Genomic DNA, 23348 nt, shown 5'->3' on the forward strand with positions numbered 1-23348 from the left:
CTCAGGCCGCCCGCGCCCCGGCGACCACGTCGAGCAGGTACGTCAGGGTGTCGCCGCGGGCGGCGACGAAGCTGCGGTCGGTGTCCGGACCGGTGGAACCCACCGTGAAGGGGCCGCCGGTCAGGGTGCGGAACTCCACGCCCGCCTCGACGGCCAGCAGGGCGCCCGCGGGGAAGTCGATGCCCTCGGCGCGGTAGCCGACGAAGCCGTCGATCGCGCCGCGCGCCAGCATGCTCCAGCCCAGCAGCGGCGCCCAGAGCTGGAGCACCCGCCGGGTGCGGCGCTCCAGGTGGCCCCGCAGCCCCGCGGCCACCGGGTCGGTGCGGCGCACCGCGTGGCCCTGGGTCCAGGCCACCACCGGACCGCTGCGCGGCACCGCACCGTGCGGCCCGAGCAGCGGGTCGGGGCCGCAGGCGGCGCCCTGGCCGCGGACGGCCCGCCAGGTGGAGCCGGTGACCGGTTCGTGCACCACCCCGACGACCGGCGCGCCGTCCACGCACAGCCCGATGCCGACGGCGTAGGCGGTCAGGCCGATCGCGACGTTGTTGCTGCCGTCGAGCGGGTCCACCAGCCAGGTGCGGCGGCTCACGGCGTCGAGGAGGCCGGCTTCCTCGGACAGGATCCGGTCGTGCGGGAAGTGCGTCTGGAGGCGGGCGAGGATGAGCTTCTCGGCGGCCAGGTCGAGGTCGGTGACGACGTCGCCCTCGGCGTCCTTGACGCCCACCGCGCGAGCCGCGCCGAACCGGCCGCGCAGCAGGGCCCCCGCCTCCTCCGCCGCGGCGACGGCCACCCGCGTCTCGCTCGCGTAGGGGGCGGCCTCCACGTCACTCGCGCTGCTCGGCATGGATCCTCCTGAGTGCTGTGCGGACGGTCCGTTCGGTGTGCTCCGCCCCGCACAGCCGGCGCACCGTACGGTGACCGCGGCCGTGCAGGGGCCCCAGGGAGAGGTCGGTGTGGCCGGGCAGCGACCGCCCGAGCACCAAGGTGGCGGCGGGCTGGCCGCGGGTGACGACGGTGGCGTGGAACTCCCCGGCCGGCAGGCTGTACGTCTCGCCGCTGCCGCTGGAGGCGGCCGGGCCCGGTTCGCAGTGCACCAGCCGGGGAGTGGGCCGCAGTTCGTCGACGCCCGAGGGGGCGCTGAAGACCTCGAAGATCCGGTGGGTGGGGGTGCGCGCCTCGTCCGTCACGGCGACCGGGAGGTTGCCGACCCGGCCGTAGAGGACGTAGCTGCGCAGCTCCCAACTGTGGGCGTGCATGGGGGAGGCGGTGGGGTCGGCGGGGGCTCCGGTGCCGAAGAGGTGGACGCAGACGCCGCGGGCGCCGTCGCGGACCAGCGGCAGGCACAGGAAGCCGAGCGGGTGGCGGACCGCGCGTAACTCCCGCTTGCCGCGGGCGATGTCCTCCAGGGCGCCGGTGACGCTGGCGCGGGGCGCCTCCCGCGGGGTGCCGGGCCGGAGCAGTCGGTCGAGCGTGTCGTAGTCCATGAGCCGCGCCCGAGGCGTCTCACCTCCGGTAGGGGTCCTCAGCGTGCAGGGCTTTCTCGACGATCTCCGCGACGTCGGCGTCGCTGAACACCGAGGGCAGGGGCAGGTCGACGTCGTCGAAGACCGCGCGGACCTCGTCGACGGTCGGTTCGTCCCCCAGCGGGGCGACGCCGCGCAGGTCGAGGCGGACGGCCTGTTCGCGGCTCTGGTGCAACTCGGTGACGTAGTAGTCGTAGAGCGGTTGGTCGCGGGCGACGAGGAGGTTGACGCGGTTCGGGTCGTCCTGGGTGATGATCAGGCAGGTCTCGGAGAGGTCGAAGCGGAGGGTGGGGACGCCCGAGGAGAGGTGGACGCTGATCTCCAGGGTGTCGAGCCGCTGGCGGAACCAGCAGGCGGCCAGGACCGTGGCGTACGCCTCCTTGCGGGTGCGGTCGGCGGTCCAGGCGTGCGCCGCGTCCTCGTTGCGGCGGCGGGCGAAGGTCTGGCGGAAGCGGGCGTAGGCGGCGCAGGTCTGTTCCTCCGCCGGGTTGATGATGTCGATCTTGATGCTGAGTTGGGCGCGTTGACGGGTGGCGGCCTCGACGCACCGGGGCAGCGTGACGGCCCGCAGGTAGGTGCCGGTGCCGCCCTTGAAGTACCAGAGGTTGGTCTGCGCGCGGGCCCGCTCCAGCGCGTCGCCGACCTGGTCCCCCGACAGGGAGCGGACCATCGCGAGGTCCTCCAGGGCGCGCCGGGTGTCCGCGTACGCCTCTTGTATGTCGGACTTGCGGCGCAGCCGTTCGGTCATCGAGCCGACCGCGAGCGTGCCGAGCACCAGCAGCGTCGCACCGGACGAGACCTTGTCGCTGATGACGTCGCCGAGGACGTCCATCAGGCCGATGGTCACGCCGAGCCCCACGGCGATGAGTCCGTCCAGGTTCCTGATCGCCCAGGCGACGACGAACTCCACCCGCCCCACACGCTGTTCCACGTTGAGTCCCCCTCCCCGTTCCCTGCATCGTAGGAGGAACGGGAGGGCTCTGGCCAGGGCTACCCGACGGTCGGAAGATCCCTCCGGGGTGCGGGAGTTGCGGGGCCGGACCGGGGCGCACGCGGACCTCCCGGGTCGCGCGCCGGGGGCCGCCGAGCACCCCGCGGCCGGCCCTTTCGCGCCACCGGTGCGCACAGTCGACGGAAAACCGTCGCACGCGCGTCCTTGCCAGCGGACAGCGGCGGATTTACATTCAACTCGCCGGTAACACCCGGGGTAACACCCGTAGTTCGGCACCAACGACGCAGCGGCGCCCTCTGGCGCCGCGTGCCCGCACCGCCCCGCCGCGTACGACGCACCCGATGCCCAGCCGGCGTGCACGGTTCGCCGCCGCGGCCCCGCACCTCCGCACGGCCCCGCCCCACCCCACGCGCGGCGGCGCCGTGCCCTGCACGCGGAGCCCGCTACGCCCCCCACACGTTCGACAGCGCGGCCCACCGGACTCTTCGAAGGGGACACGACGTGAAGGACGCACACGGCAGACACGTCACGGGACGCATCAGCTGGCGGCGGTTCGCCGTGCTGACCGTCCCGGCCGTCGCCGGTACCGCAGCCCTGGGCATCGCCCTGGCCAACGGGGCCCTGGCGGCCTCGTTCGCGGTCTCCGGACAGCAGTTCAAGGTGTCCGCGGACAGCCTCACGGGCGACGGCTTCGCCCAGTACGGCAGCGTGGACGCCAACGCCCGCGGCGAGCTCCTGCCCGTCGCCGTCACCGCCATCAAATCCGCCGAACTGCACCACCTGTGCCAGTCGGTCGTCACCCACCTGCCGGTCCTCGGCGACATCTCGCTCAAGCTGACGGCGGGCAACGGCACGCCCGTGCGGGCCACCGACCTCTTCGTGGACGCCACCCAGCTGTCCGGCGACGCGTCCTTCCACCACATCGAGATCGGCCGGGACGCCTCGACGCTCACCAAGGGGCCGGCCGACGCCCAGGGCCTCCAGGACCTCTTCGCTCAGCAGGCCGACGACGTCTCCATCAACCACCTGCGGCAGACCGCCTGGGCGACCAACGCCGGCACGTTCCGGCTCTCCGGCCTCAGCATGAAGGTCTCCAAGGGCACGAAGGAATGCTTCTGAGATGGGCGCCGCCCGAGCCCTGGCCGGCTGGCGGCGCTGGCGCCGGGGCCGCCCCTTCTGGGGCGGGCTGGCGGCGGTGCTGGCCGGGGCGGAGATCTGCGCCCTGCCGCTGGCCCCGCTGAAGATCATGCTCCAGCAGGGCATCGCCGGCGTCCCGTCCGTCCTGATGGGCCTGGTGATGGTCCTGATGGGCCTGTCGGCGTGGTTCGCCCCGCACTACCGGGGCCTGGCGGGCGTCCTGACCGTACTGGGCGCCATGGCCGCCCTGGTGATGTCCAACCTGGGCGGGTTCCTGATCGGGACCGTCCTCGGCATCCTCGGCGGGGCGCTGATCTTCGCCTGGCAGCCGGTGGACGCCGGACCACCGCCCGCCGCCCCGGGCACGGCCGTGTCCACCTAGCCCGGCGGGGCCGGCGACCGTCGGGAAGCCCTCCGGACGGCTCCCCGACGGCCACCCAAACGGCCCGTGCGGAGGTCGGCGCACTCCCGTGCCTTCGACACCGCTCCGGGCGGGGCCCACCCGCGCGGCGCCCCTCCCAGCCCTCACCGCCCTGCCGCCCCGCCCGGCCGCCGGGCAACCGCAGCCACCGCCCGGCCGATCCGCTTGCCGCGCGGCGCGCCGACCGCGCCCCTTCCCGCGCCCCTCCCCACGCCCCGGCGCCCCTACGCCACCGCGCACGGCCGGACACCACCACGGCACCTCCCCCCTCATACAGCCCGGGCCCCCGGGCGCACCCCCGCACGAAGGAGACAGTGATGGCACAGCACCTCCCCCGTACCGTGCTCACCGCGTCGGCCGGCATCGCGGCGGCCCTCGGACTCACCCTGGCCGTGACCGGTCCGGCGACCGCCTCGCCCGGCGCCCGGACGGCTGCGGCGTCCACCACCGTGACGCCCGCCGGGCACGCCTTCGGCGCGACGCTCACCGGCACCGCGACGTTCTCCGCCGGTTCGGTGACGGTGACCTGTTCCACCTCCGGCGCCAGCGGCACGGTCCCGGCCGCACCCGCGAACACCAACGCCGCCGGGCCGGTCAGCAGCGCGGTCTCCGCGCCCACCTACAGCTCCTGCACCACCAGCATGCCGGGCGTCAGCGCCACCGTCACCACGACCGGCAACTGGTCCGTCGCCATGCAGAACGGCCCGACGGTGACGGCCGGGCTGACCATGCCGACGGCCGGTTTCGTCCTCAAGACCAGCGGCCTGGCGAGCTGCACGGTGACGGCCGCGCCGACCGCGGCGGCGACCGTCAACGGCACCTGGACCAACGGCGCGCCGTCCACGCTGAAGTTCACCGACGCGTCGGTGCCGGTGAAGGTGGTGGGCGGCTTCGGCTGCCCGACGTCCGCGACCACCTCGAAGTTCAACGCCACCTACAAGGTCACCGACACCACCGACCCGACGTCCGCCATCACCGTCACCGGCTGACCGTCGGACACCACCCCGCCCCACCGCGCCGCCGACGGCCGTTCCCCGGCCGGCGGCGGCACTCCTCGAAGCGATCCGGTCCGACCCGGCCGTCCAGCCAACACGCCTGCCCCGTAAGCCGGTTGGAAACCAGGCCCGTCGGGCGGCCGTCGGGCGCAGGGCATCGGGGACGGAGGACCGCAGGGCGGTGGGGACGCCGCCCTCGCCCCGGGCTCCGCCGCGCCGGCGCGCTAGTAGGACTGGAGCTCCACCAGCGTGCCGTCCGGCGTCCTCAGGTGCGCGGTGCGCAGGTCGGGGCCCCACTCGGGACGGTCTTGGGGTTCGGCGAGGACCGCGGCGCCGTGCCCGCCCAGGCAACGCGCCGCGGAATCGACGTCGTCGACCCGCAGGACGAGCATCGCGCCGTCCTGGGCGGGCGCGGCCGACGGCAGGTCCTCGGTGCCGATGGTCCGGGCGATGGTCCCGCGTGCGTACAGCACGAGGACGGCTTCGCCGCCCAGGTCCCAATTGGCGTATCCGGCCGCGGCGATCACCTTGACGGGTTCGATGCCCAGCAGGTCGCGGAGCGCTTCGGTCCAGAAACGCACCGCGGTGTCGAAGTCCGCGACGAGCAACCGGGGGTACAGGGCGTCCATACGGGCGATCGTATCCACGCACCGGGCGGACCGTCAGCGGAACGCCCGCTGCCCGGAACGACCGGCCCGGCACCCCGACCGTCGAGCCGCGCGCACGCCCGGCGCCCCGTCCTGTCCGCCGCGCCGGGAGGGCGGGGTGCCCGTTCGTGGGCGGTCAGGGGGGCCGCGGGGCACAGCATAGATGCCCTCCCTCGGCGGGCGGCCGAACTGCGGTCCGCACTGCGGTCGTTGACCGCGGGCGGCGGACCGACCAGGCCGCTCCCCCGCCGACGGCCGGGTGGCCGCTCAGTCCCCCACGTACGCCGCGAGGTGCTCCCCGGTCAGGGTGGCGCAGGCCGCCACCAACTCCTCGGGGGTGCCCTCGAAGACGATGGTGCCGCCGTCGTGGCCGGCGCCGGGGCCGAGGTCGATGATCCAGTCGGCGTGCGCCATGACCGCCTGGTGGTGCTCGACGACGATCACCGACTTGCCGGCGTCCACCAACCGGTCCAGCAGGCCGAGCAGTTGCTCGACGTCGGCGAGGTGCAGACCGGCGGTCGGCTCGTCGAGGACGTAGACGCCGCCCTTCTCGGCCATGTGGACGGCCAGCTTCAGGCGCTGCCGCTCACCGCCCGACAGCGTGGTGAGGGGCTGTCCGAGCTTGAGGTAGCCGAGGCCGACGTCGGCGAGCCGGCCGAGCATCCGGTGCGCGGCCGGGGTGCGCGCCGCGCCGTCGCCGAAGAACTCCTCGGCCTCGGCCACCGACATCGCGAGCACCTCGCTGATGTCCCGGCCGCCGAGGTGGTACTCCAGGACGGACGCGTCGAACCGCTTGCCGTCGCAGTCCTCGCAGGTGGTGGCGACGCCGGCCATCATCGCCAGGTCGGTGTAGATGACCCCGGCGCCGTTGCAGGTGGGGCAGGCGCCCTCGGAGTTGGCGCTGAACAGGGCCGGCTTGACCCCGTTGGCCTTGGCGAACGCCTTGCGGATCGGGTCGAGCAGACCGGTGTAGGTCGCCGGGTTGCTGCGCCGCGAACCGCGGATGGGGCTCTGGTCGACCGAGACGACGCCCTCGCCGGCCGGGATCGAACCGTGCACGAGTGAGCTCTTGCCGGACCCGGCGACGCCCGTGACGACGGTGAGCACCCCGAGCGGGATGTCGACGTCGACGTCCTTGAGGTTGTGCGCCGTGGCGCCGCGGACCTCCAGCACGCCGGTGGGCTCGCGCACGGTCTCCTTGAGGGCGGCGCGGTCGTCGAAGTGTCGGCCGGTGACGGTGCCGCTGGCCCGCAGTTCCTCGACGGTGCCCTCGAAGCAGAGGCTGCCGCCGTCGGAACCGGCGCCGGGGCCGAGGTCGACCACGTGGTCGGCGATGGCGATCGTCTCCGGCTTGTGCTCCACGACCAGCACCGTGTTGCCCTTGTCCCGCAGCCGCAGCAGCAGGTCGTTCATGCGCTGGATGTCGTGCGGGTGCAGGCCGGTGGTCGGCTCGTCGAAGACGTACGTGGTGTCGGTGAGCGGGGAGCCGAGGTGGCGGACCATCTTGACGCGCTGGGCCTCGCCGCCGGAGAGGGTACCCGCGGGCCGGTCGAGCGAGAGGTAGCCGAGGCCGATCTCCACGAACGACTCCAGGGTGTGCTGGAGCTTGGCGAGGAGCGGTGCCACCGTCGGCTCCTTGAGGGCGCGGACCCAGGCGGCCAGGTCCCGGATCTCCATCGCGCAGGCGTCCGCGATGGAGATCCGCTTGATCTTCGAGGCCCGGGCGCCCTCGCTGAGCCGGGTGCCGTCGCAGTCGGGGCACGTCGTGAAGGTCACCGCGCGCTCCACGAACGCCCGGATGTGCGGCTGCATCGCCTCCTTGTCCTTGGCGAGCATCGACTTCTGGATCCGCGGGAGCAGACCCTCGTAGGTCATGTTGATGCCCGCGATCTTCATCCGGGTCGGCTCGTGGTGGAGGAAGGCGTGGAGTTCCTTCTTGGTGTACTTGCGGATCGGCTTGTCGGGGTCGACGAGGCCGGACTCGGCGTAGAGGCGGTAGTTCCAGCCGCCGGCGGTGTAGCCGGGGACGGTGAGCGCGCCCTCGGCGAGGGAGGCGGTGTCGTCGTAGAGCTGGGTGAGGTCGATGTCGGAGACGGCGCCGCGGCCCTCGCAGCGCGGGCACATCCCGCCGGTGCGGTTGAAGGTCGCCTTGACCGCCTTCTTGTTGCCGCGCTCGACGGTGATCGCGCCGGACGCCCGGACCGAGGGGACGTTGAAGGCGTACGCGCTGGGCGGGCCGATGTGCGGCGCGCCGAGCCGGCTGAAGAGGATCCGCAGCATCGCGTTGGCGTCGGTGGCGGTGCCGACGGTCGAGCGGGGGTCGGCGCCCATCCGCTGCTGGTCGACGGTGATCACGGTGGTCAGCCCGTCGAGGACGTCGACCTCGGGACGCGCCAGCGTCGGCATGAAGCCCTGTACGAAGGCGCCGTAGGTCTCGTTGATCAGCCGCTGCGACTCCGCGGCGATGGTGTCGAACACCAGCGAGCTCTTGCCCGAGCCGGAGACGCCGGTGAACACCGTCAGCCGGCGCTTGGGCAGTTCGACGTCCACGTCCTTGAGGTTGTTCTCGCGCGCGCCGTGCACGCGGATCAGGTCGTGGCGGTCGGCGGCGTGCGGTGCGGGCGCCTGCGGGTCCGTCCTCTTGGCCATGCTGTTCGGGTCTCCATGTGTGCGGTGCGGGGCCGCCTGCGGTGTGTCCGGGCCGTCGCGGCGGCGGCCGGGGCGGGAACCCGGTCCGCGGTCGGGTGGGTGGGCCGGGGTGGTGCCCGCGGGGCGCGGGCGGCGGCTGTCGGGCGGGTCAGCGCAGTTCCTGGATCCGGATCAGGTTGCCGGCGGGGTCGCGGAAGGCGCAGTCGCGCACGCCGTAGGGCTGCTCGGTCGGCTCCTGGACGACCTCGGCGTCGCTGGCCTGCACCTGCTCGAAGGTGGCGTCGAGGTCCTTGGTGGCCAGCAGGATCCAGCCGTAGGTGCCCTTGGCCATCATCTCGGCGATGGTGCGGCGCTCGTCGTCGGTGATGCCGGGGTCGGCGGCCGGCGGCGCCAGCAGGAGGGAGGTGTCGGGCTGACCGGCGGGGCCCACGGTGATCCAGCGCATGGTGCCCTGGCCGACGTCGTTGCGGACCTCGAAGCCGAGGACGTCGCGGTAGAAGGCGAGGGAGGCTTCCGGGTCGACGTGCGGGAGGGAGCTGACGTGAAGGGTGATGTCCATGGCCGTCACGCTAGCCGCGGCCCGTGGGCGGCGCTTCTCGATTCCTGATCGGTCGGGTGACCTGCTTCGCCACGCACGACGGCAGGCCCACCGTCGACCGTGCCGCCTGCCGCCGGTAGGCGCTGGGCGGCATGCCGACCAGTTCGGTGAAGCGCGTGCTGAAGGTGCCCAGCGACGCGCAGCCCACCGCGAAGCAGACCTCGGTGACGCTGTGGTCGCCGCGGCGCAGCAGGGCCATGGCGCGCTCGATGCGCCGCGTCATGAGGTAGCTGTACGGCGATTCGCCGTAGGCGAGGCGGAACTGGCGGCTGAGGTGCCCGGCCGACATGTGCACGCCACGGGCGAGGTCCTCGACGTCCAGCGGCCGCGCGTACTCCCGGTCGATGCGGTCGCGGACCCGGCGCAGCAGCGCGAGGTCCCGCAGGCGCTGCGCCGGAGGGTTTCTTTCGGTCACCTGAAAAATCGTGCCACAGGGTGCGGACCCGCACCGGCCGCGCTCGGGGGCGGTCTCTCAGGGATAGGATTTTCGGGTGTTAAGGGGCCGGGACGCCGTGGATGACCTGCGGGGGCGTGGTCCCGCGGGTCGGGTGAGGGGACGGGGATGGCGGAGCGCAGGGTGGCGGAGCCGGATGCGGTGGCGCGGGTCATCGAGGACTGGGCCCGGGAGCGGCCCGACCTGGACACCTCCCCGTTGGCGGTCCTGGCCCGGCTGCACCGCTCGTACCTGCGGTACAGCGCCCGCCTGACGGCGTCCATCGAGCGCTACGGCCTGTCGGTGGCCGGTTTCGACGTGCTCACCGCGCTGCGGCGGGCCGGCCGGCCGTACCGGCTGACCGCGGGGCAGCTCGCCGACTCGGGCCTGGTGTCGTCCGCCGGGGTCACCCTGCGCATCGACCGGTTGGAGAAGGACGGGCTGATCGTGCGGGAGCGGGACGCCGAGGACCGGCGGGTGGTGTATTCGCGGCTCACCGACGCGGGGCTGGCCATGGTGGACGAGGTGTTCGCCGAGCACCTGGAGAACGAGCGGCGGATGCTCGCGGGGATGTCCCCTGCCGGGTGCCGCCAGCTCGCCCGGTTGCTGCACGAGCTGGAGCACTCGATCCTCGCGTCGGACGAGGAGCCGGCCGGCTGAGGCCGCGGCCCGGGCTCACCCGGTGGTCGCGGCCGTGCTCTGCCGTTCGGCCTCGGCGCGGAGCAGGCGGCGCAGGCGGACCACGCCCAGGTCGTGCTGGTAGAGGTTCTCGCGCTGGTCGGCGTCGGCCGGCAGGGCCTCCAGCATCACCCGGTCCTGCTCCAGGACCTCCCAGTGCCGTTCCTCGATGAGGGTCTTGTAGAGGAACCGCCAGGTGTCGCGCTGCCAGCCCTGGACGCGGCGGTAGCGCCAGAAGAAGACGCCGGTGCGTGCGGCGTCCACCGGGCAGACCATGCCGACGATCCCGAAGGCGCCGCCGGGGCCCGCGGACGGCGGGTACGGGATGGACAGGTCCACCCAGTCCACGCCGGTGCGGCACAGCTCGACCCAGTCGAAGTTGACGCCCCGCTGGTTGGTCTTCTCGAAGAAGTAGCCGCGGTCGGTCTCCCGGATGCGGAACTTGGCGGTGGTGTCGCCGTCGTACATGGTGTGCGACGCGCGGTGCAGGAACGCGCCGTGCATCGGGTCGAGGAGGTTCTCCATGGCGTAGCGCCAGGGGACCTCCCACTCGGCGTGGCAGAGGATCGCCTCGACGTCCGGGTCGTCGAGGGGCTCGGGGAGGGTGAGCGCGGCCGGTTCGGGGTGCCGGTCGTCGCCGAAGTAGGCGAGGACCGCGCCGGCGACCTCGCGGACCGGCAGCGAGGTGACCAGCTTCCTGCCTTCGAGGGCGCAGCCGGGCAGGCCCGGTACGGACGCGACGGTGCCGTCCGGCGTGACCTCGACGCCGTGGTACCAGCAGGCCACCCGGTCCCCGAGGTGCGTGCCCAGGGACAGCGGGGCGCCGCGGTGCGGGCAGCGGTCGGCGAGCAGGGCGGGGGTGCCGTCGGAGCGGCGGAACAGCAGCCACTGTTCGCCCAGCGCGGTGACCTTGCGCATCGCGCCGGGGGCGACGGCGGAGGACGGGGCGACGGGGTGCCACTGGTTGCGCAGGCCGTTGGCGTAGATGTGGTCGGCGGTGTCGGTGCAGGACAGGGTCATGGTCAGGCTCCCAAGCGGTGCATCTCGGCGCGGAAGGACTCCTCGGTCCAGGGGGTGCCGTCCGGCGCGTTGACCTGACGGTCGTTCAGTCCGCGGATGACGTCGGCGAGTTCGTGGCCCTCCTTGGTGAAGACCTCTTCGAGGGTGGCGGCCAGCTTGTACTCGTAGGGGGTGGGTTCGCGCGTACGGGACTGGTGCGGGTCCAGGTACGGCCGGTCGGCGGTGCTCATCGGGCCTCCAAGGCGCGGGGCGCAGGACGGTGGGTCACAGGTCGAGGACGAGGCGGTCGGACGCGCAGCGCGAGACGCAGATCATCATGGTGGCGTTCGCGGTGTGCTCGGCGTCGCTGAGGAGGAGGTCGCGGTGGTCGGGGGTGCCGGCGAGCACCCGGGTCTCGCAGGAGCCGCAGATGCCGTCCCGGCAGGAGCTGGCGACGAGGATGCCGGCGTCCTCCACGGCCTCCAGGATCGAGGTGTCGGTGCGGACGGTGAGGGTGCGGCCGGAGGCCCGGCACTCGACCTCGAACGCCCGGTCGTGGGCGCGGGGTTCCACCGCGGGCGCGGCGAAGCGCTCGACGCGCAGGCGGTCGGCGGGGCACTTCCGTGCGAGCGCGGCGAGCAGGGGCTCCGGGCCGCAGCAGTACACCAGGGTGCCGGCGGGCAGGTCGGCGAGGGCGGCGTCCAGGTCGGGGTGCCCGCGCTCGTCCTGGGGGACGACGGTCACCCGCCCTCCCAGTGCGGCCAGTTCGTCGGTGAAGGCCATCGAGGCGCGGCTGCGACCGCCGTACACCATCCGCCAGTCGGCGCCGCGGCGGGCGGTCTCGCGGGCCATGGCGAGCAGCGGGGTGACGCCGATGCCGCCGGCGACGAACAGGTAGCCGGGGGCGTCCTCCAGGGCGAAGTGGTTGCGGGGCGGGGAGACCGGGACGGTGTCGCCGGGGCGCATCCGGGTGTGGACGTGGCGCGAACCGCCGTGCGAGGCGGGTTCGTTGAGCACGCCGATCCGGTAGGTCGCGGCGGCGCGCGGGTCGCCGCACAGGCTGTACTGGCGGATCCGGCCGCCGACGTCGACGTCGACGTGGGCGCCGGGCGTCCAGGCGGGCAGGGCCGCACCGTCGGGACGGGCCAGTTCGACGGAGAGGACCCCGTCGGCCTCCCAGGTCATCCGGCGCACGATCAGGTGCAGGGACGTCTCGCTCATCGCGGCTGGCTCCTCACTGGCCGGGGACCTTCACGGGCGGGGTGAACGGGCGCCTCATCGGGCCCAGCGCCGCCAGGTCGACCTCGACGAGCACCGGCCCGGCCGACCCGACGGCCTCGGCGAGTACCGGCGCGGCGTGCTCCGCGGCGGCGATGCGCCGGTACGGCAGCCCGCACGCGGCGGCCAGTCGCGCGAAGTCGGGGGTGGCCAGGTCCACGCCGGAACGCCGTGCGCGGTGGGCGTCCTGCATGTTCCGCAGGACGCCGTAGCCGCCGTCGTTGAAGACGAGCAGGGTCAGGCACGGGCGTTCCTGGGCGAGGGTGAGGAGTTCGCCGAGGTGGACGGCGAGGCCACCGTCGCCGGCGATGACGACGGTGGGGTCCTGTGGACGGGCGAGGGCGGCTCCGATGCCCATGCCGAGACCCTGCCCGATGCCACCGCCGCGGGGGAAGACGTTGTCGCGCGGATCGTAGAGCTCCAGCAGGCGGTTGCCCCAACTGCTCGACGCGATGGTGACGTCGCGGGCCACGACGGCCGTGCGGGGCAGTACGGCGCGCAGCGCGTCGCAGAGCGCGGCGTGCGGGCCGATGGCCTCGCGCAGGGCGGCCCGCACCTGGTCGCGGACAGCGCCGACCCGGTCCGTCCAGGCCGGCTCGGCCGGTGCCGCGTGCGGCAGCAGCGCGGCGAGGACGTCGGTGGCGTCGCCGTGCAGCGGGTGCCGGGTCGGGTAGACCCGGCCCAGTGCGGAGGCGTCGAGGTCGATCTGGAGGTGGGCGGCGGGCAGTTCGAGTTCGTAGTCGGCGGTCTCGTTGGAGCGGAAGTGGGTGCCGACGGTCAGCAGCAGGTCGGCGTCGGCGAGCAGGGCGCGCGCCGGCGGGGTGGTGGCGAAGTTGCCGATGACCTGGGGGTGGTCCTCGGGCACCGTGCCGCGCCCGGAGTTCGAGGTGAGCAGGCCCGCGCCGGTCGCGGCCAGCAGCTCCGCGAGGACGGTCCGGGCCCCGGTGGCGCCGCCGCCCGCCCAGATCAGTGGCCGGCGCGCGGACGACAACAGGGCTGCGGCGGGGCACAGTTGGTCGGGCTCGGGGGTCGGCTCGGGCGGTGCGGGCGGTGCGGGCGGCTCCGTCGGCGGATCGGTCTGGGCCGCGTACTGGAGGTCGATCGGCCACTCGACGCTCGCGGGGCCGCCGGGTGCGGTGCGGGCCGCCCGTGCGGCGTGGCGCAGGATCCGGCCGGCGTCGGCGGCGGAGTCCACGGTGGCCGCGTGCGCGCAGACCGCGGCGAGCATGCCCAACTGGTCCTTGGTCTCGTGGATGTAGCCGCGGCCGCCGCCCAGGTAGCGGTGTGCCACCTGTCCGGTGACGTGCAGGACGGCGGTGCCCGCGCTGAGCGCCTCGATCAGCGATCCGGCGGCGTTGCCGGCGCCGGTGCCGGTGGAGGTGAGGGCGCAGCCGATGCCGCCGCGGGCCCGCCCGTAGGCGTCGGCGGCGTTCACCGCGGTCGCCTCGTGGCGCACCGGGACGAACCGCAAGGCGCGGTCGACGGCTTCGACCAGCGGCAGGTTGTGCACGCTGACGATGCCGAAGACGGTGTCGATGTCCAGTTCCCGCAGGACGGCGACGAGGAGATCGCCTCCGTTGTCGTAGTGCATGGGGGTCTCCTCAGAGGATGGTGCGGCCGACGCCGCCGCACACGTCGATGCTGGTGCCGGTGATGTACGAGGCGCGCGGCGAGAGCAGCGTGACGATCGCGTAGGCGACCTCCTCGGGCCGGCCCAGCCGGCCCAGCGCGATGCCACGGTCGGCGGCGAGCCGCGCCTGCCAGTCCGCAGGGCTCAGTGCGGAGTCCGCCGCGGCGTGGCGGCGGGTCCACTGGCCGGTGTCGATCAGGCCCAGGCACACGGAGTTGACCCGGATGCCGTCGGCGGCGAGCTCGACGGAGAGCGATTTGGTGAGGTTGAGGAGGCCGGCCCGGGCGGCGCTGGTGGTGATCAGGCGGGGTTCGGGTTGCTTGGCGAGGACGGCGTTGACGGTGACGACGCTCGGTGCGGGGGACGCCGTCAGGTGCGGGCGGGCCGCCTGGAGCGGGTTCAGGACGCCGAAGAACTTCAGTTCCAGTTCGTCGCGCCAGTCGTCGGCGGTGCAGGCGTCGAGGCCCTTCATCCGGGACTGTCCGGCGTTGTTGACGAGTCCGTCGATGCCGCCGAACGCGCGGGCGGCGTCCGCGGTGAACGCGCGCACCGCGTCCGGGTCCCGGACGTCGCAGACCGCCGTCAGCAGGCGGTCGCCGTCGAGTCCGGCCGTCGCCCGGGCGAGCCGGTCGGCGTCGCGCCCGCAGGTGGCCACCCGCGCGCCCTCGTCGAGGAGGGCGCGGACCGTGGCCAGGCCGACGCCCGAGCTGCCGCCGGTGACCACGATGGTGCGGTCGGCGAGGCCCAGATCCATGTCAGGTGTCTCCTGTTCGCTCGGTGCACCGTGGTCAGTGCATGGTGAAGCCGCCGTTGACGGCGATCACCTGTCCGGTGAGGTAGCGGGACTCCTCGCCCAGGAGGAAGGCGACCGTGCCGGTGAGGTCGTCGGGCTGCTGGGGGCGGGAGATGGCCCGGCCCGCGCGGTAGAGGTCGTGCCGTTCGGCGGGCACGGTCGCGGTGGCCTCGCACTCGGTCAGGCCGGGCGCGACCGCGTTGACGGTGATGCTCTTGTCGCCGAGCTCCCGGGCCATCGCCCGGGTCAGGGCGATCACGGCGCCCTTGGAGGCGATGTAGTGCGCCAGTCGCGGGGAGCCGTACAGGGCGGCGTCGGAGGCGAGGTTGACGATGCGGCCGGGCCCGCCGTGGGCGAGGAGCTGCGGCAGCAGGAGCTTGGAGACCAGCCAGGGGCCGCGCGCGTTGACCGTCATCAGCCGGTCCCAGTCCGCGACGTCGAGGTCCCAGAACTCCTTGCCGCCCACGCCGTTGGCCAGCGCCGCGTTGTTCACCACGGCGTACAGCGGTCCCAACGAGGCGCAGAAGTCGGCCAGTTGCCGCACCGATGCGGGGTCCGCGACGTCGCAGTGGGTGAAGTGGGCGTCGCCGCCCGCCGCGCGCAGTCGGGCCTGCGCCGCCCTCCCCCGGTCCGCGTCCACCTCGGCGAGGACGACCCGGTAGCCGTCCCGTCCGGCACGGCGGGCCATGGCCAGTCCCAGGCCGCGCCCCGCCCCGGTGACGACGACGGTCCGGTCCCCGCTCGTGCGCTGCTCAGTCACGGGTGACGCCGCGCATCGGCGAGTGCGCGGGGTAGGTCGGCACCTGGGGTTTCCGCGTCCCGATGACGACGCAGAACAGCGCGTCGGTGTCGCCCTCGTTCTTCAGCGAACGGGCCACTCCCGCCGGGACGACGATCATGTCGCGGTAGCCGAGGGTGCGGTACTCCGCCTCGTCCTCGCCGCGGTGGATGCCGACCCGCACCCGGCCCTCCAGGACGAAGAACGCCTCTTCGACGTCGTGGTGGGTGTGCTCGGGTCCCTCGGCGCCCGGCGGCAGCAGCATGTTGGAGAAGGTGAACCCGCCGGAGGGGATGATCCGGTTGTCGCCCTCGTGGTTGCCGGTGGCGCCGGAGCCGACGTAGCGGATCTGTGCGCGGCGGTACTGGTCGCCGGCCTTCGCCTGGAAGGCGAGGGTGTTCCAGTCGGGTTCGCGGGAGTCCCGGGTGGCGATGAGCGCGTCGGTGTACGCGGCGAGGTCCCCGCCGTTGTCGTAGTCGGTGGTGGTCAGCGGCATGGTGGGCTCCTATGCGGGGATGCGGGCGGTGATGCGGAGGTGGGAGAGCACCCAGGCGTTGAAGCGCGCGGGTTGCTCCTGGTTGGCCAGGTGACCGGCGTCCTTGACGATCACGTAGGCGGACGGGTGGACGGCGCCGGCGATCGTCTGGGAGGCGTCGGGGCCGGTGACGCGGTCCTGGTCGCCGCAGAGGACGAGGGTCGGCGCGGCGATCCGGGAGAGTTCGCCGCGCAGGTCGGCGGCGGCCATCGACGCGGCGGCGGACGCGTATCCGGGCGGGCGGACGGCGGCCGCCATGGTGTCGGTCACCTGGCGGACCAGCGCGGCGGGGGCCCGGGCGGAGAGCAGCCGGGGGGCGCGTCGTTCGGCGAAGGCCCGGGGGCCGACCTCGGCCAGTTCGTCGGCCCGGGCCCGCATGGCGGCGGCCTTCGCCGGGTCGGTGCCGGAGCCCGGACTGGAGTCGGCGACGACGAGCGACGCGACGAGTTCGGGGTGGCGGACGGCGAGTCGCAGCGCGAGCACGCCGCCCCAGGACACGCCGAGGACGTGGGCGTCCGCCCCGCGCGCACGGATCAGGTCGGCGGCCGCGTCGACGTAGTCGTCGAGGGCCAACGGGCCTTTCGGATCGGGGGACTTGGCGTATCCGGGGGCGTCCCAGGCGAGGACCCGGGCGTGTCGGGACAGTGCGGCGAGTTGCGGGGCGAAGGCGGCGGAGGAGGAGCCGATGCCGTGCAGGCACAGCAGCAGCGGCCCGTCTTCGCCGGCCTCGTCGAGGTGGACGGCGGCGGTCACAGGATCTGTCCCGTCCGCCCGGCCAGGGCCGCGAGGCTGCGCAGCACGGCGTGCGGCACGACTCGGCTGGTCGCCGGGTTGCCGGGGTCGGGCAGGTGCGCGACGTCGAACCGGTACGTGCCGTGCGGCCCGGACGCCTCGACGACGTGCCGGGTATGGCGGGCGTCGGGATCGGCGACGACCCGGACCCGCACGGCGTCCAGGTCGCCGACGGCCAGGGCGACGGAGGCAGCGACGTTGGTCGACCTGGGGAACTGCGTCGGAACGTCGCGGGCGGTGCCCGTCATGACCTCGACCGGGCCGGTGGCGGTCCGCAGTCGGGTGAGCAACTCCTCGTCCATCCACGGCTGTTCGAGGGTGCCGGGCAGTTTGGTGGTGGTGAGCTCGACCGTGTGCAACGGGCCGAGGGCGCGTACCGCCTGGAGCAGGTCGAGGCCGCCGACGGCGCCGCCGGTGAAGTACACCCGGCCCGGCCCGGCCGCCAGCAGGCGCGCGGCCAGGTCCTCGTCGGTCAGGGCACCGGTGGAGGCGATCAGCAGGTCGGCGCCGGCGGTGAGGATCTTTTCGCCCCAGGCGCGGACGACGCCCTGGCCGGCCGCTTCCACGATCAGGTCGCAGCGCTGGAGGGCCTCCTCGAAGGTCACTTGCGGGGCGGGTGCGCCCTCGCCGAGGGGGCGGTTGTCGACCAGACACTCCAACGCGGCGCCGGGGACGCGGTGTTCGGCCAGGGCGGCGCCGACGACCCGACCGATGGCGCCCCAGCCGACCAGGCCGACCTTGCGGGGCAAGCGGGTGCGGGGGGTCATGCGGTGGTCTCCTCGGCGGGGGCGGCGAGCGGGCCGGGGTCGGGGGTGCCCGCCATGTGGCGGCGGATTTCCGCGGAGGGCGGGCCGGCGGTGCCCCACAGGTCGGACAGTTCGGGCGTGCGCCGCCAGACCTTGGCGATCCAGCGGTCCTCCACCACCTGGGCGACCTCGGAGGTGTACTCGCAGACCAGGCCGGTCGGGTCGGTGAAGTAGGAGAAGGTGTTGTCGCCTGGGCCGTGCCGGCCGGGCCCCCAGTGGGGCGTGATGCCGTGGTGGCGCAGGCGGCCCAGGCCCCGCATGAAGTGGTCGATCGACCGCATCTCGTAGGCGACGTGGTTGAGCGAGACCCACTCGGCCTGGTTGAAGGCGATGCAGTGGTGGTCCGCGTTGCAGCGCAGGAACGCCATCTGGTGCTCGGACCAGTCGGAGACGCGCAGGCCCAGGACGTCGCAGTAGAAGGCGACGGACGCGTCGATGTCGGCGGTGTTGAGTACGGCGTGGGTGACCCCGACCGGCACCGCCGCGTCCCGGCCGCCGGGCCGGACGGCCCAGGTCTCGGCGGACAGTTCGATCAGGCGCCCCTCGTGGTCGGTGAAGCGCAGGCCGTAGCCGCCCCCGACCTGGTCGAGGCGGCCGGGCCCGGCGACCGGCGGGATCCCGCGGGCGAGCAGCCGTCGGGCCGCGTCGTCCACCTCGGCGGGGGTGCCGACCGCGAACGACAGCCGGCCCAGACCGATGCGGTCCGCGCGGGTCAGGTGCAGCGCGTGGTGCTCCTCGCCGGTGCCGCGCAGCCAGACGGCGTCGCGTTCGGACTCGACGGGGGCGAGGCCCCACGCCTCGGCGTAGAAGTCGGCGGCTTCGCCGAGCGCGGGCGTGAACAGTTCGACCGCGCGCAGGGCGCGCAGTCGGGCGACGGGGGGTCGGGTCATGGCCTTCTCCGGTAACGGGGTGGGGGGACAGTGGAGTTGGTGCGTCGCTCGCGCTCTTCGGCGGTTACCCGGCCCACGGCAGGGGCGCGTCCGAAGTGCCCCAGTACAGGGACTTCTGTCGCTGGTAGGCGCGGATCGCGTCGCGGCCCTTCTCGGTGCCCGGGCCGCTGTCCTTCATCCCGCTGAAGGGGGTGGAGATGCTGAACTGCTTGTAGGTGTTGATCCAGACGGTGCCGGCGTCGATGCGGCGCGCCAGGCGCCAGGCCGCCCGGTGGTCGCGCGTCCAGATGCCGCACGCCAGTCCGTAGACGGTGTCGTTGGCCTGCCGGACCAGGTCGTCCTCGTCGTCGTAGGGCAGGGCGATCAGCACCGGGCCGAAGATCTCCTCCTGGCACGCCCGTGCGGAGTTCGGGAGGCGGTCGATGACGGTCGGCAGGTAGTAGGCGCCGTCGCGGTACGCGTCGCCCTCGGGTGCGGCGCCGCCGCACCGCACCCGGCCGCCCTCGGCGCGGGCGAGGTCCACGTACCCGGCGACGACCTCCCGGTGCCGGTGGTGGACCAGCGGGCCCACCTGGGTGGCGGGGTCGGTGCCCGGCCCGACCCGCAACGCCCTTACCCGTGCTACGAGTTCGTCGACGAACGCCCGGTGGATCTGGCGCGCGACGAACAGGCGGGAGCCGGCGATGCACGACTGCCCGCTGGCCGAGAAGATCCCGAACATCACGCCGGCCAGGGCCTGTTCGAGGTCCGCGTCGGCCCGCACGATGGTGGGGGACTTGCCGCCCAGTTCGAGCGAGGCGGGGATCAGCTTGCCGGCCGCGACCGCGGCGATGGTCCGACCGGTCCCGGTCCCGCCCGTGAAGCCGATCCGGCCGACCAACGGGTGGGCGGCGACCGCCGCACCGACCTCGCGACCACTGCCCGGCAATACCGACAACAGCGCTGGGGGCAGGCCCAGTTCACCCAGCGCTCGGGTGATCAGGCGACCGAGCGCGAGGGAGACCAACGGCGTCCAGGCCGCGGGCTTGACCAGGACCGCGTTGCCGGCCGCGAGCGCGGGGGCGATCTTCTGCGCGTCGCTGGCGACCGGCGAGTTCCAGGGGTTGATGGCCGCGACGACACCGATCGGCTCGTGCACACTCATCGTGACGTAGGCACCGCGCGACGGGGTGAGCGCCTCCTGCGCGGTCTCCAGTGCGGCCGCGGTGTAGCGGAAGGTCGCGGCGGCACTGAGGGCGAGGGCCGTGGTCTCGGCGAGGGTCTTGCCGGTGTCCGCGGTCTGCACCGCGGCCAGATCGTCCGCCGCCTCCGCCACCAAGTCGGCTATGCGTTGGAGGAGTTGGGCGCGCCGGTGGGGCAGGAGGTCGCGCCAGGCAGGGTCGGCGGCGGCGCGCGCACCGGCCCGCGCGGCTTCGTCCACCTCGTCGACGGAGGCCGCCCGCAGCTCGGCGAGGACCCGCCCGGTGGCCGGGTCGACGGTCGTCAGCGGTTCGCCCGTGCCGGGGCGCCACTGCCCGCCGATCAGGATGTCGGTGGAGAAATGCGACACGATGGACCTCCCGGACCGGTCGACGAAGGGGCCGCACTGCGGGCCCCGTTGACTCCGAGCGCTAGGAATCTAAGGGCTTAAATATTTGCCGGACAAGACCCCGGCGGCGAAAAATATCTTTGCCATTAACCATTGACCACTTAGACAACTGTTCCTACTGTCTCCGCAACTCCTCTGCTCGCGGAAGGAACCCCTCCATGACCACAGTGGCCGGCCGGCCCGCCGCGGAACCCGCGGGACCCATCGCCGCACGGCTCGAACGCCTGCCGCACTCCCGCTGGCACGTCAAGGTCCGCTTCCTGATCGGCGCCGTGACCTTCTTCGAGGCGTTCGACCAACTGATGGCCGCCTCCGCGCTGCCCGTCCTGACGCGGGAGTGGCACCTGACCACCGGTCAGGCCACCTTCGCCGTGACCGCCGGCTCACTCGGCATGCTCCTGGGCGCCCTGGCCGCGGGCTCACTGGGCGACCGGATCGGCCGGGTGCGAACCGTCGCCCTGGGCGTCGCCGTCACCGCGCTGGCCAGCCTCGCCGTGGCCCTCTCCGGCGGCATCGAGACGTTCGCGCTGTTCCGCCTCGTCCAGGGCCTGGGCATCGGCGGCGTCGTCCCGGTCGCCGCCACCTACATCAACGAGATCGCCCGCTCGGACCGGCGCGGCCGCTTCGTCCTGCTCTACGAGATGATCTTCCCGGCCGGCCTGGCCGCCGCCTCACTGGTCGCGGTCTGGGTCGTGCCCCACCTCGGCTGGCGCGCGATGTTCGTGATCGGCGCGCTGCCCGCGCTCCTGGCCGCCGCCCTCCCCCGCCAGGTCGCCGAATCCCCGCGCTGGTTGGCCGCCCGCGGACGCACGGCGGAGGCCGAACGGGTCCTCGCCCGGATCGAGGCGGAGGTGGCCCGGACCACCGCCGCCCCCCTGCCGGAGCCCGCCCCCGCCGCCACGCCCCCCGCCACCGCCGACTCCTCCCCGGGACGCCTACGCGAACTCTTCCAGGGCCGCTACCTGCGCCGCACCGTCGTCGTCTCCGCCCTGTGGTTCGCCGCCTACTACGTCAACTACGGCATCGCCACCTGGATGCCGTCCCTCTACACCAAGACGTTCGGCCTGGACCTGACCACCGCGCTGGTCTACACGCTGCTCAGCAACGTCACCGGCCTGCTGGGCACGTTGGTGATCGCCCTCGTGATCGACCGGATCGGCCGCCGCCCGGCCCTGGTCACCGCGTTCGGCGGCACCGCACTGGCGCTGGGCACCCTCGCACTGACCGGAGCCGTCTCCGGCGGCCGGGTCGCCCTGTTCGCCTCCGGCGCGACCTTCTTCGTCTTCGCGCTCAACGCCGGGCTCTACCTCTACTCCCCCGAGCTGTACCCGACCCGCAACCGCGCCAAGGGCGCCGCGTTCGGCGGACTGTGGAACCGGGCCGGCGTCATCCTCGGACCGGTCGTCGTCGGCGCGATCCTGGCGGCCGGCGGCGGCCTGACGTTGCTCTTCACCCAACTCGCCGGCCTGGCCGCGGTCGGCGCGGTGATCGCCCTGTTCGCCGTCGAGACCAAGGGCAGGACCCTGGAGGAGCTCAACTCCTGACACCCTCGCGCCCTGGGTCACCACGGGGCTGCCGGGGCGGCCCTCGCGGTCGTACCACGGGGCCGAGACCCTTAACCGAGGAGCGTCGACTCCGCGCCGGAAGCAGTGCCCCGATGGGGCACCGTCGGGTCGGGACGGAAGCCGATTCGGCAGATCCAGGTCGGTGCCGTAAGGTTCAGGGTGCCGTCGCGGGGTGGAGCAGCTCGGTAGCTCGCTGGGCTCATAACCCAGAGGTCGCAGGTTCAAATCCTGTCCCCGCTACTCAACGGTGAAGGCCCGGTGGATTCCACCGGGCCTTCACTGCTCGCGGGCCCCATCGAGGAGGGCGAACCTTCGGTGTCCCGGCCAGATCGCCGCGCGAATTCCTTCGCCTGGGCAACGTAGTTCGCCAGAAGGCTTCCGCTTTCCCCACAAGCGGCACCGCCCCGCCCGCGCTCGCCGGCACTGCCCTGTGGCTCCTGCCGCTCTGCTATCTCCACGCCACGACCCTGCTCGACTCTCCCGTCGCGCTCGCGTGGGCGGTCGTCGGCTCGCTGTGCACCTTGGGCCTGTTCGCCTTGGCCTGGCGTGCCGCTCGGGTCCGTATACCCGGGGCGGTCGGGACGGACGACGGGGGCGACGGGGGCGACGGCGGGATCCCCAGAAGCTGGCACGTCGCCGAACTCGACGACGCGGGCAGGCCGGTTCGCCTCGCGGCCGCCCCGGCGGACCTGACCCGCGTGATCCGCGCACTGACCCCGCGAAGCCCCCCCCGACGTTGCCGTGACAGCCCAGCAGTTTCCGCTTTCGAGCGGCGGAGACGGCCAGGGCGAAGCGCCGGCCAGGCGGCCCACATACCGGTTCCCGAACCCTGGACCTGGGGGGAGTTTGCCGTTGCGTGACGTTACCGACCGTTAATTCGGTCGTTGCTCAACACATGACGAAGCCTCGCACCGTACTTACCGCCGTCGCCCTCGCCGTCTCCGCCACGGCATTCATCGCACCCGCAGCCACCGCCGCCCCCGCAGCGAAAACCGTCGTGGCAGACATCGCGGACCCGCAGCTCTGTCCCCCCGCGGCCGCAGCAGGCTGCGCCGTGGTGGGAACCTTCGGCAAGGCGCTGCACGCCGTCGGCGACCTCTACTCGGGTTCGACCTACTCGGACGCGGACAACTGAGCCTGACCAACTGGGCACCCGAGTAATCCACTTCAACAACGGTTCCCGTCCCTTGCCGCTTCCTCCCCCATGGCGAGCGGACGAGGGCCGAAGTCGCCGGGACGCTCGCCCGATACGTGGGCGAGCGTCCCGGCGCCGATGGTCCCGCAGGTCCTCGCCGCCGCGCACGTCACCTTCGACGGCGGCACCCGCACCAAGGCGTTCGGCCGGTGCGGGACCGTCATGTCGGTCGGCGGCGTCGCCGGGCCCGTCCCGGGCAGCGTCCTCGCCGAGGCCGACCTGTTCCTCGGACTGCTGCTGGCGGCGCGCTCCCTGTTCAACCGCCGGCAGTTCTCCGGAGGACCGGCCGCTCAGATCGTTCTCGGTCTGCTGTCCGACGCGTTCTTCCTGTGCTGGACGCTCTTCCTGCAACACGGCCCCGGCCTGAGCCCGTTCCGGGCCGCGAACGGCTTCGTCCTCTTCCCACTGGCGGAGATCGACGGGGCCCGGCCGGCCCGTCCGCCCCCATCCGCCCGCCGAACGTGAC

25 protein-coding genes, 1 tRNA gene and 1 pseudogene are annotated in these 23348 nt (G+C 73.5%); 9 read left to right on the top strand and 18 right to left on the bottom strand.

What is annotated here, in order from left to right; all coding sequences use genetic code 11:
• Position 1: 1 nt before the first annotated feature.
• Genes ACLJT4_RS29965 through ACLJT4_RS29975 form a run of 3 tightly spaced genes read right to left on the bottom strand, consistent with a single transcriptional unit; the run spans position 2 to position 2454 of the window.
• On the bottom strand, positions 2 to 844 hold the full coding sequence (locus ACLJT4_RS29965; RefSeq protein ID WP_051661620.1) for an inositol monophosphatase family protein: 843 nt from the start codon (positions 842 to 844) through the stop codon (positions 2 to 4).
• Entirely contained in the window at positions 825 to 1484 is a 660-nt protein-coding gene (locus ACLJT4_RS29970; protein ID WP_411127007.1) for a hypothetical protein, read from the bottom strand. Before ACLJT4_RS29970 ends, ACLJT4_RS29965 begins: the two co-directional genes overlap by 20 nt.
• Positions 1485 to 1503: 19 nt before the next feature.
• Positions 1504 to 2454, bottom strand: a complete 951-nt coding sequence (locus ACLJT4_RS29975) for a hypothetical protein (protein ID WP_411127009.1) — start codon at positions 2452 to 2454, stop codon at positions 1504 to 1506.
• 522 nt (positions 2455 to 2976) lie between these two features.
• Between ACLJT4_RS29975 and ACLJT4_RS29980 the strand changes: the two genes are divergently transcribed.
• The 3 genes from ACLJT4_RS29980 to ACLJT4_RS29990 all read left to right on the top strand — a co-directional run bounded on the left by ACLJT4_RS29980 (position 2977) and on the right by ACLJT4_RS29990 (position 5022).
• Entirely contained in the window at positions 2977 to 3594 is a 618-nt protein-coding gene (locus ACLJT4_RS29980; RefSeq protein ID WP_411127011.1) for a DUF6230 family protein, read from the top strand.
• A 1-nt stretch (position 3595) separates the two neighbouring features.
• Positions 3596 to 3994, top strand: a complete 399-nt coding sequence (locus tag ACLJT4_RS29985) for a DUF6114 domain-containing protein (RefSeq protein WP_233659524.1) — start codon at positions 3596 to 3598, stop codon at positions 3992 to 3994.
• 356 nt (positions 3995 to 4350) lie between these two features.
• On the top strand, positions 4351 to 5022 hold the full coding sequence (locus ACLJT4_RS29990) for a hypothetical protein (protein WP_411127013.1): 672 nt from the start codon (positions 4351 to 4353) through the stop codon (positions 5020 to 5022).
• Between the two features lie 230 nt (positions 5023 to 5252).
• Here ACLJT4_RS29990 and ACLJT4_RS29995 read toward each other — a convergent pair whose 3' ends face one another.
• From ACLJT4_RS29995 to ACLJT4_RS30010, 4 genes are all read right to left on the bottom strand, one after another.
• Positions 5253 to 5657 carry a VOC family protein gene (locus ACLJT4_RS29995; protein WP_411127015.1) on the bottom strand — a complete coding sequence of 135 codons (405 nt, stop codon included), beginning with the start codon at positions 5655 to 5657 and terminating at the stop codon, positions 5253 to 5255.
• A 285-nt stretch (positions 5658 to 5942) separates the two neighbouring features.
• Positions 5943 to 8324, bottom strand: a complete 2382-nt coding sequence (locus ACLJT4_RS30000; RefSeq protein WP_411127017.1) for an ATP-binding cassette domain-containing protein — start codon at positions 8322 to 8324, stop codon at positions 5943 to 5945.
• Positions 8325 to 8472: 148 nt separating this feature from the next.
• Positions 8473 to 8883: a VOC family protein gene (locus ACLJT4_RS30005; protein ID WP_411127019.1), complete on the bottom strand. Its 411-nt coding sequence runs from the start codon at positions 8881 to 8883 to the stop codon at positions 8473 to 8475.
• Positions 8884 to 8893: 10 nt separating this feature from the next.
• Entirely contained in the window at positions 8894 to 9337 is a 444-nt protein-coding gene (locus ACLJT4_RS30010; RefSeq protein ID WP_411127021.1) for a helix-turn-helix transcriptional regulator, read from the bottom strand.
• A 147-nt stretch (positions 9338 to 9484) separates the two neighbouring features.
• On the opposite strand from ACLJT4_RS30010, the gene ACLJT4_RS30015 reads away from it, so the two are divergent.
• Positions 9485 to 10015, top strand: a complete 531-nt coding sequence (locus tag ACLJT4_RS30015) for a MarR family winged helix-turn-helix transcriptional regulator (protein WP_411127023.1) — start codon at positions 9485 to 9487, stop codon at positions 10013 to 10015.
• 15 nt (positions 10016 to 10030) lie between these two features.
• Here the strand turns inward: ACLJT4_RS30015 and ACLJT4_RS30020 are convergent, their stop codons facing one another.
• The 11 genes from ACLJT4_RS30020 to ACLJT4_RS30070 all read right to left on the bottom strand — a co-directional run bounded on the left by ACLJT4_RS30020 (position 10031) and on the right by ACLJT4_RS30070 (position 20083).
• Complete coding sequence (locus ACLJT4_RS30020; protein ID WP_411127025.1) at positions 10031 to 11053, bottom strand: Rieske 2Fe-2S domain-containing protein; 1023 nt, start codon at positions 11051 to 11053, stop codon at positions 10031 to 10033.
• 2 nt (positions 11054 to 11055) lie between these two features.
• Positions 11056 to 11283 carry a recombinase-like helix-turn-helix domain-containing protein gene (locus tag ACLJT4_RS30025; protein WP_331246815.1) on the bottom strand — a complete coding sequence of 76 codons (228 nt, stop codon included), beginning with the start codon at positions 11281 to 11283 and terminating at the stop codon, positions 11056 to 11058.
• A gap of 34 nt (positions 11284 to 11317) precedes the next feature.
• Positions 11318 to 12253 carry a PDR/VanB family oxidoreductase gene (locus tag ACLJT4_RS30030; RefSeq protein ID WP_411127027.1) on the bottom strand — a complete coding sequence of 312 codons (936 nt, stop codon included), beginning with the start codon at positions 12251 to 12253 and terminating at the stop codon, positions 11318 to 11320.
• A gap of 13 nt (positions 12254 to 12266) precedes the next feature.
• Entirely contained in the window at positions 12267 to 13901 is a 1635-nt protein-coding gene (locus ACLJT4_RS30035) for a thiamine pyrophosphate-binding protein (RefSeq protein WP_411127029.1), read from the bottom strand.
• A gap of 10 nt (positions 13902 to 13911) precedes the next feature.
• Positions 13912 to 14694 carry an SDR family oxidoreductase gene (locus tag ACLJT4_RS30040; RefSeq protein ID WP_411127031.1) on the bottom strand — a complete coding sequence of 261 codons (783 nt, stop codon included), beginning with the start codon at positions 14692 to 14694 and terminating at the stop codon, positions 13912 to 13914.
• A gap of 34 nt (positions 14695 to 14728) precedes the next feature.
• Positions 14729 to 15493 carry an SDR family oxidoreductase gene (locus tag ACLJT4_RS30045; protein ID WP_411127033.1) on the bottom strand — a complete coding sequence of 255 codons (765 nt, stop codon included), beginning with the start codon at positions 15491 to 15493 and terminating at the stop codon, positions 14729 to 14731.
• Positions 15486 to 16007: a cupin domain-containing protein gene (locus ACLJT4_RS30050; protein WP_411127035.1), complete on the bottom strand. Its 522-nt coding sequence runs from the start codon at positions 16005 to 16007 to the stop codon at positions 15486 to 15488. Before ACLJT4_RS30050 ends, ACLJT4_RS30045 begins: the two co-directional genes overlap by 8 nt.
• 9 nt (positions 16008 to 16016) lie before the next feature.
• Positions 16017 to 16799, bottom strand: coding sequence for an alpha/beta fold hydrolase (locus ACLJT4_RS30055; RefSeq protein ID WP_411127037.1), 783 nt, complete (start codon positions 16797 to 16799; stop codon positions 16017 to 16019).
• Positions 16796 to 17605 (bottom strand): aspartate dehydrogenase domain-containing protein, encoded by an 810-nt coding sequence (locus tag ACLJT4_RS30060; protein WP_411127039.1) that lies wholly within the window; start codon positions 17603 to 17605, stop codon positions 16796 to 16798. Before ACLJT4_RS30060 ends, ACLJT4_RS30055 begins: the two co-directional genes overlap by 4 nt.
• A complete protein-coding gene (locus tag ACLJT4_RS30065) occupies positions 17602 to 18534 on the bottom strand; it encodes a VOC family protein (protein ID WP_411127041.1) in 933 nt (310 codons plus the stop codon). The genes ACLJT4_RS30060 and ACLJT4_RS30065 overlap by 4 nt, the downstream gene beginning before the upstream one ends.
• A 64-nt stretch (positions 18535 to 18598) precedes the next feature.
• Positions 18599 to 20083 (bottom strand): aldehyde dehydrogenase family protein, encoded by a 1485-nt coding sequence (locus ACLJT4_RS30070; protein WP_411127043.1) that lies wholly within the window; start codon positions 20081 to 20083, stop codon positions 18599 to 18601.
• A 197-nt stretch (positions 20084 to 20280) separates the two neighbouring features.
• Here ACLJT4_RS30070 and ACLJT4_RS30075 point away from each other — a divergent pair, with 197 nt between their 5' ends.
• From ACLJT4_RS30075 to ACLJT4_RS30095, 5 genes and pseudogenes are all read left to right on the top strand, one after another.
• A complete protein-coding gene (locus ACLJT4_RS30075; RefSeq protein WP_411127045.1) occupies positions 20281 to 21666 on the top strand; it encodes an MFS transporter in 1386 nt (461 codons plus the stop codon).
• Positions 21667 to 21853: 187 nt separating this feature from the next.
• A tRNA-Met gene (locus ACLJT4_RS30080) sits at positions 21854 to 21927 on the top strand.
• A 137-nt stretch (positions 21928 to 22064) separates the two neighbouring features.
• A pseudogene (locus tag ACLJT4_RS30085) lies at positions 22065 to 22400 on the top strand (PH domain-containing protein); the annotation flags it as partial.
• 182 nt (positions 22401 to 22582) lie between these two features.
• Positions 22583 to 22822, top strand: a complete 240-nt coding sequence (locus tag ACLJT4_RS30090) for a hypothetical protein (RefSeq protein ID WP_411127047.1) — start codon at positions 22583 to 22585, stop codon at positions 22820 to 22822.
• Positions 22823 to 22960: 138 nt separating this feature from the next.
• Positions 22961 to 23347: a hypothetical protein gene (locus ACLJT4_RS30095; protein WP_411127049.1), complete on the top strand. Its 387-nt coding sequence runs from the start codon at positions 22961 to 22963 to the stop codon at positions 23345 to 23347.
• Position 23348: the final 1 nt, after the last annotated feature.

The sequence above is a fragment of the Streptomyces sp. x-19 genome (genome assembly GCF_046549115.1).
In the GTDB taxonomy this organism is placed as follows: Bacteria; Actinomycetota; Actinomycetes; order Streptomycetales; family Streptomycetaceae; genus Streptomyces; species Streptomyces albulus_C.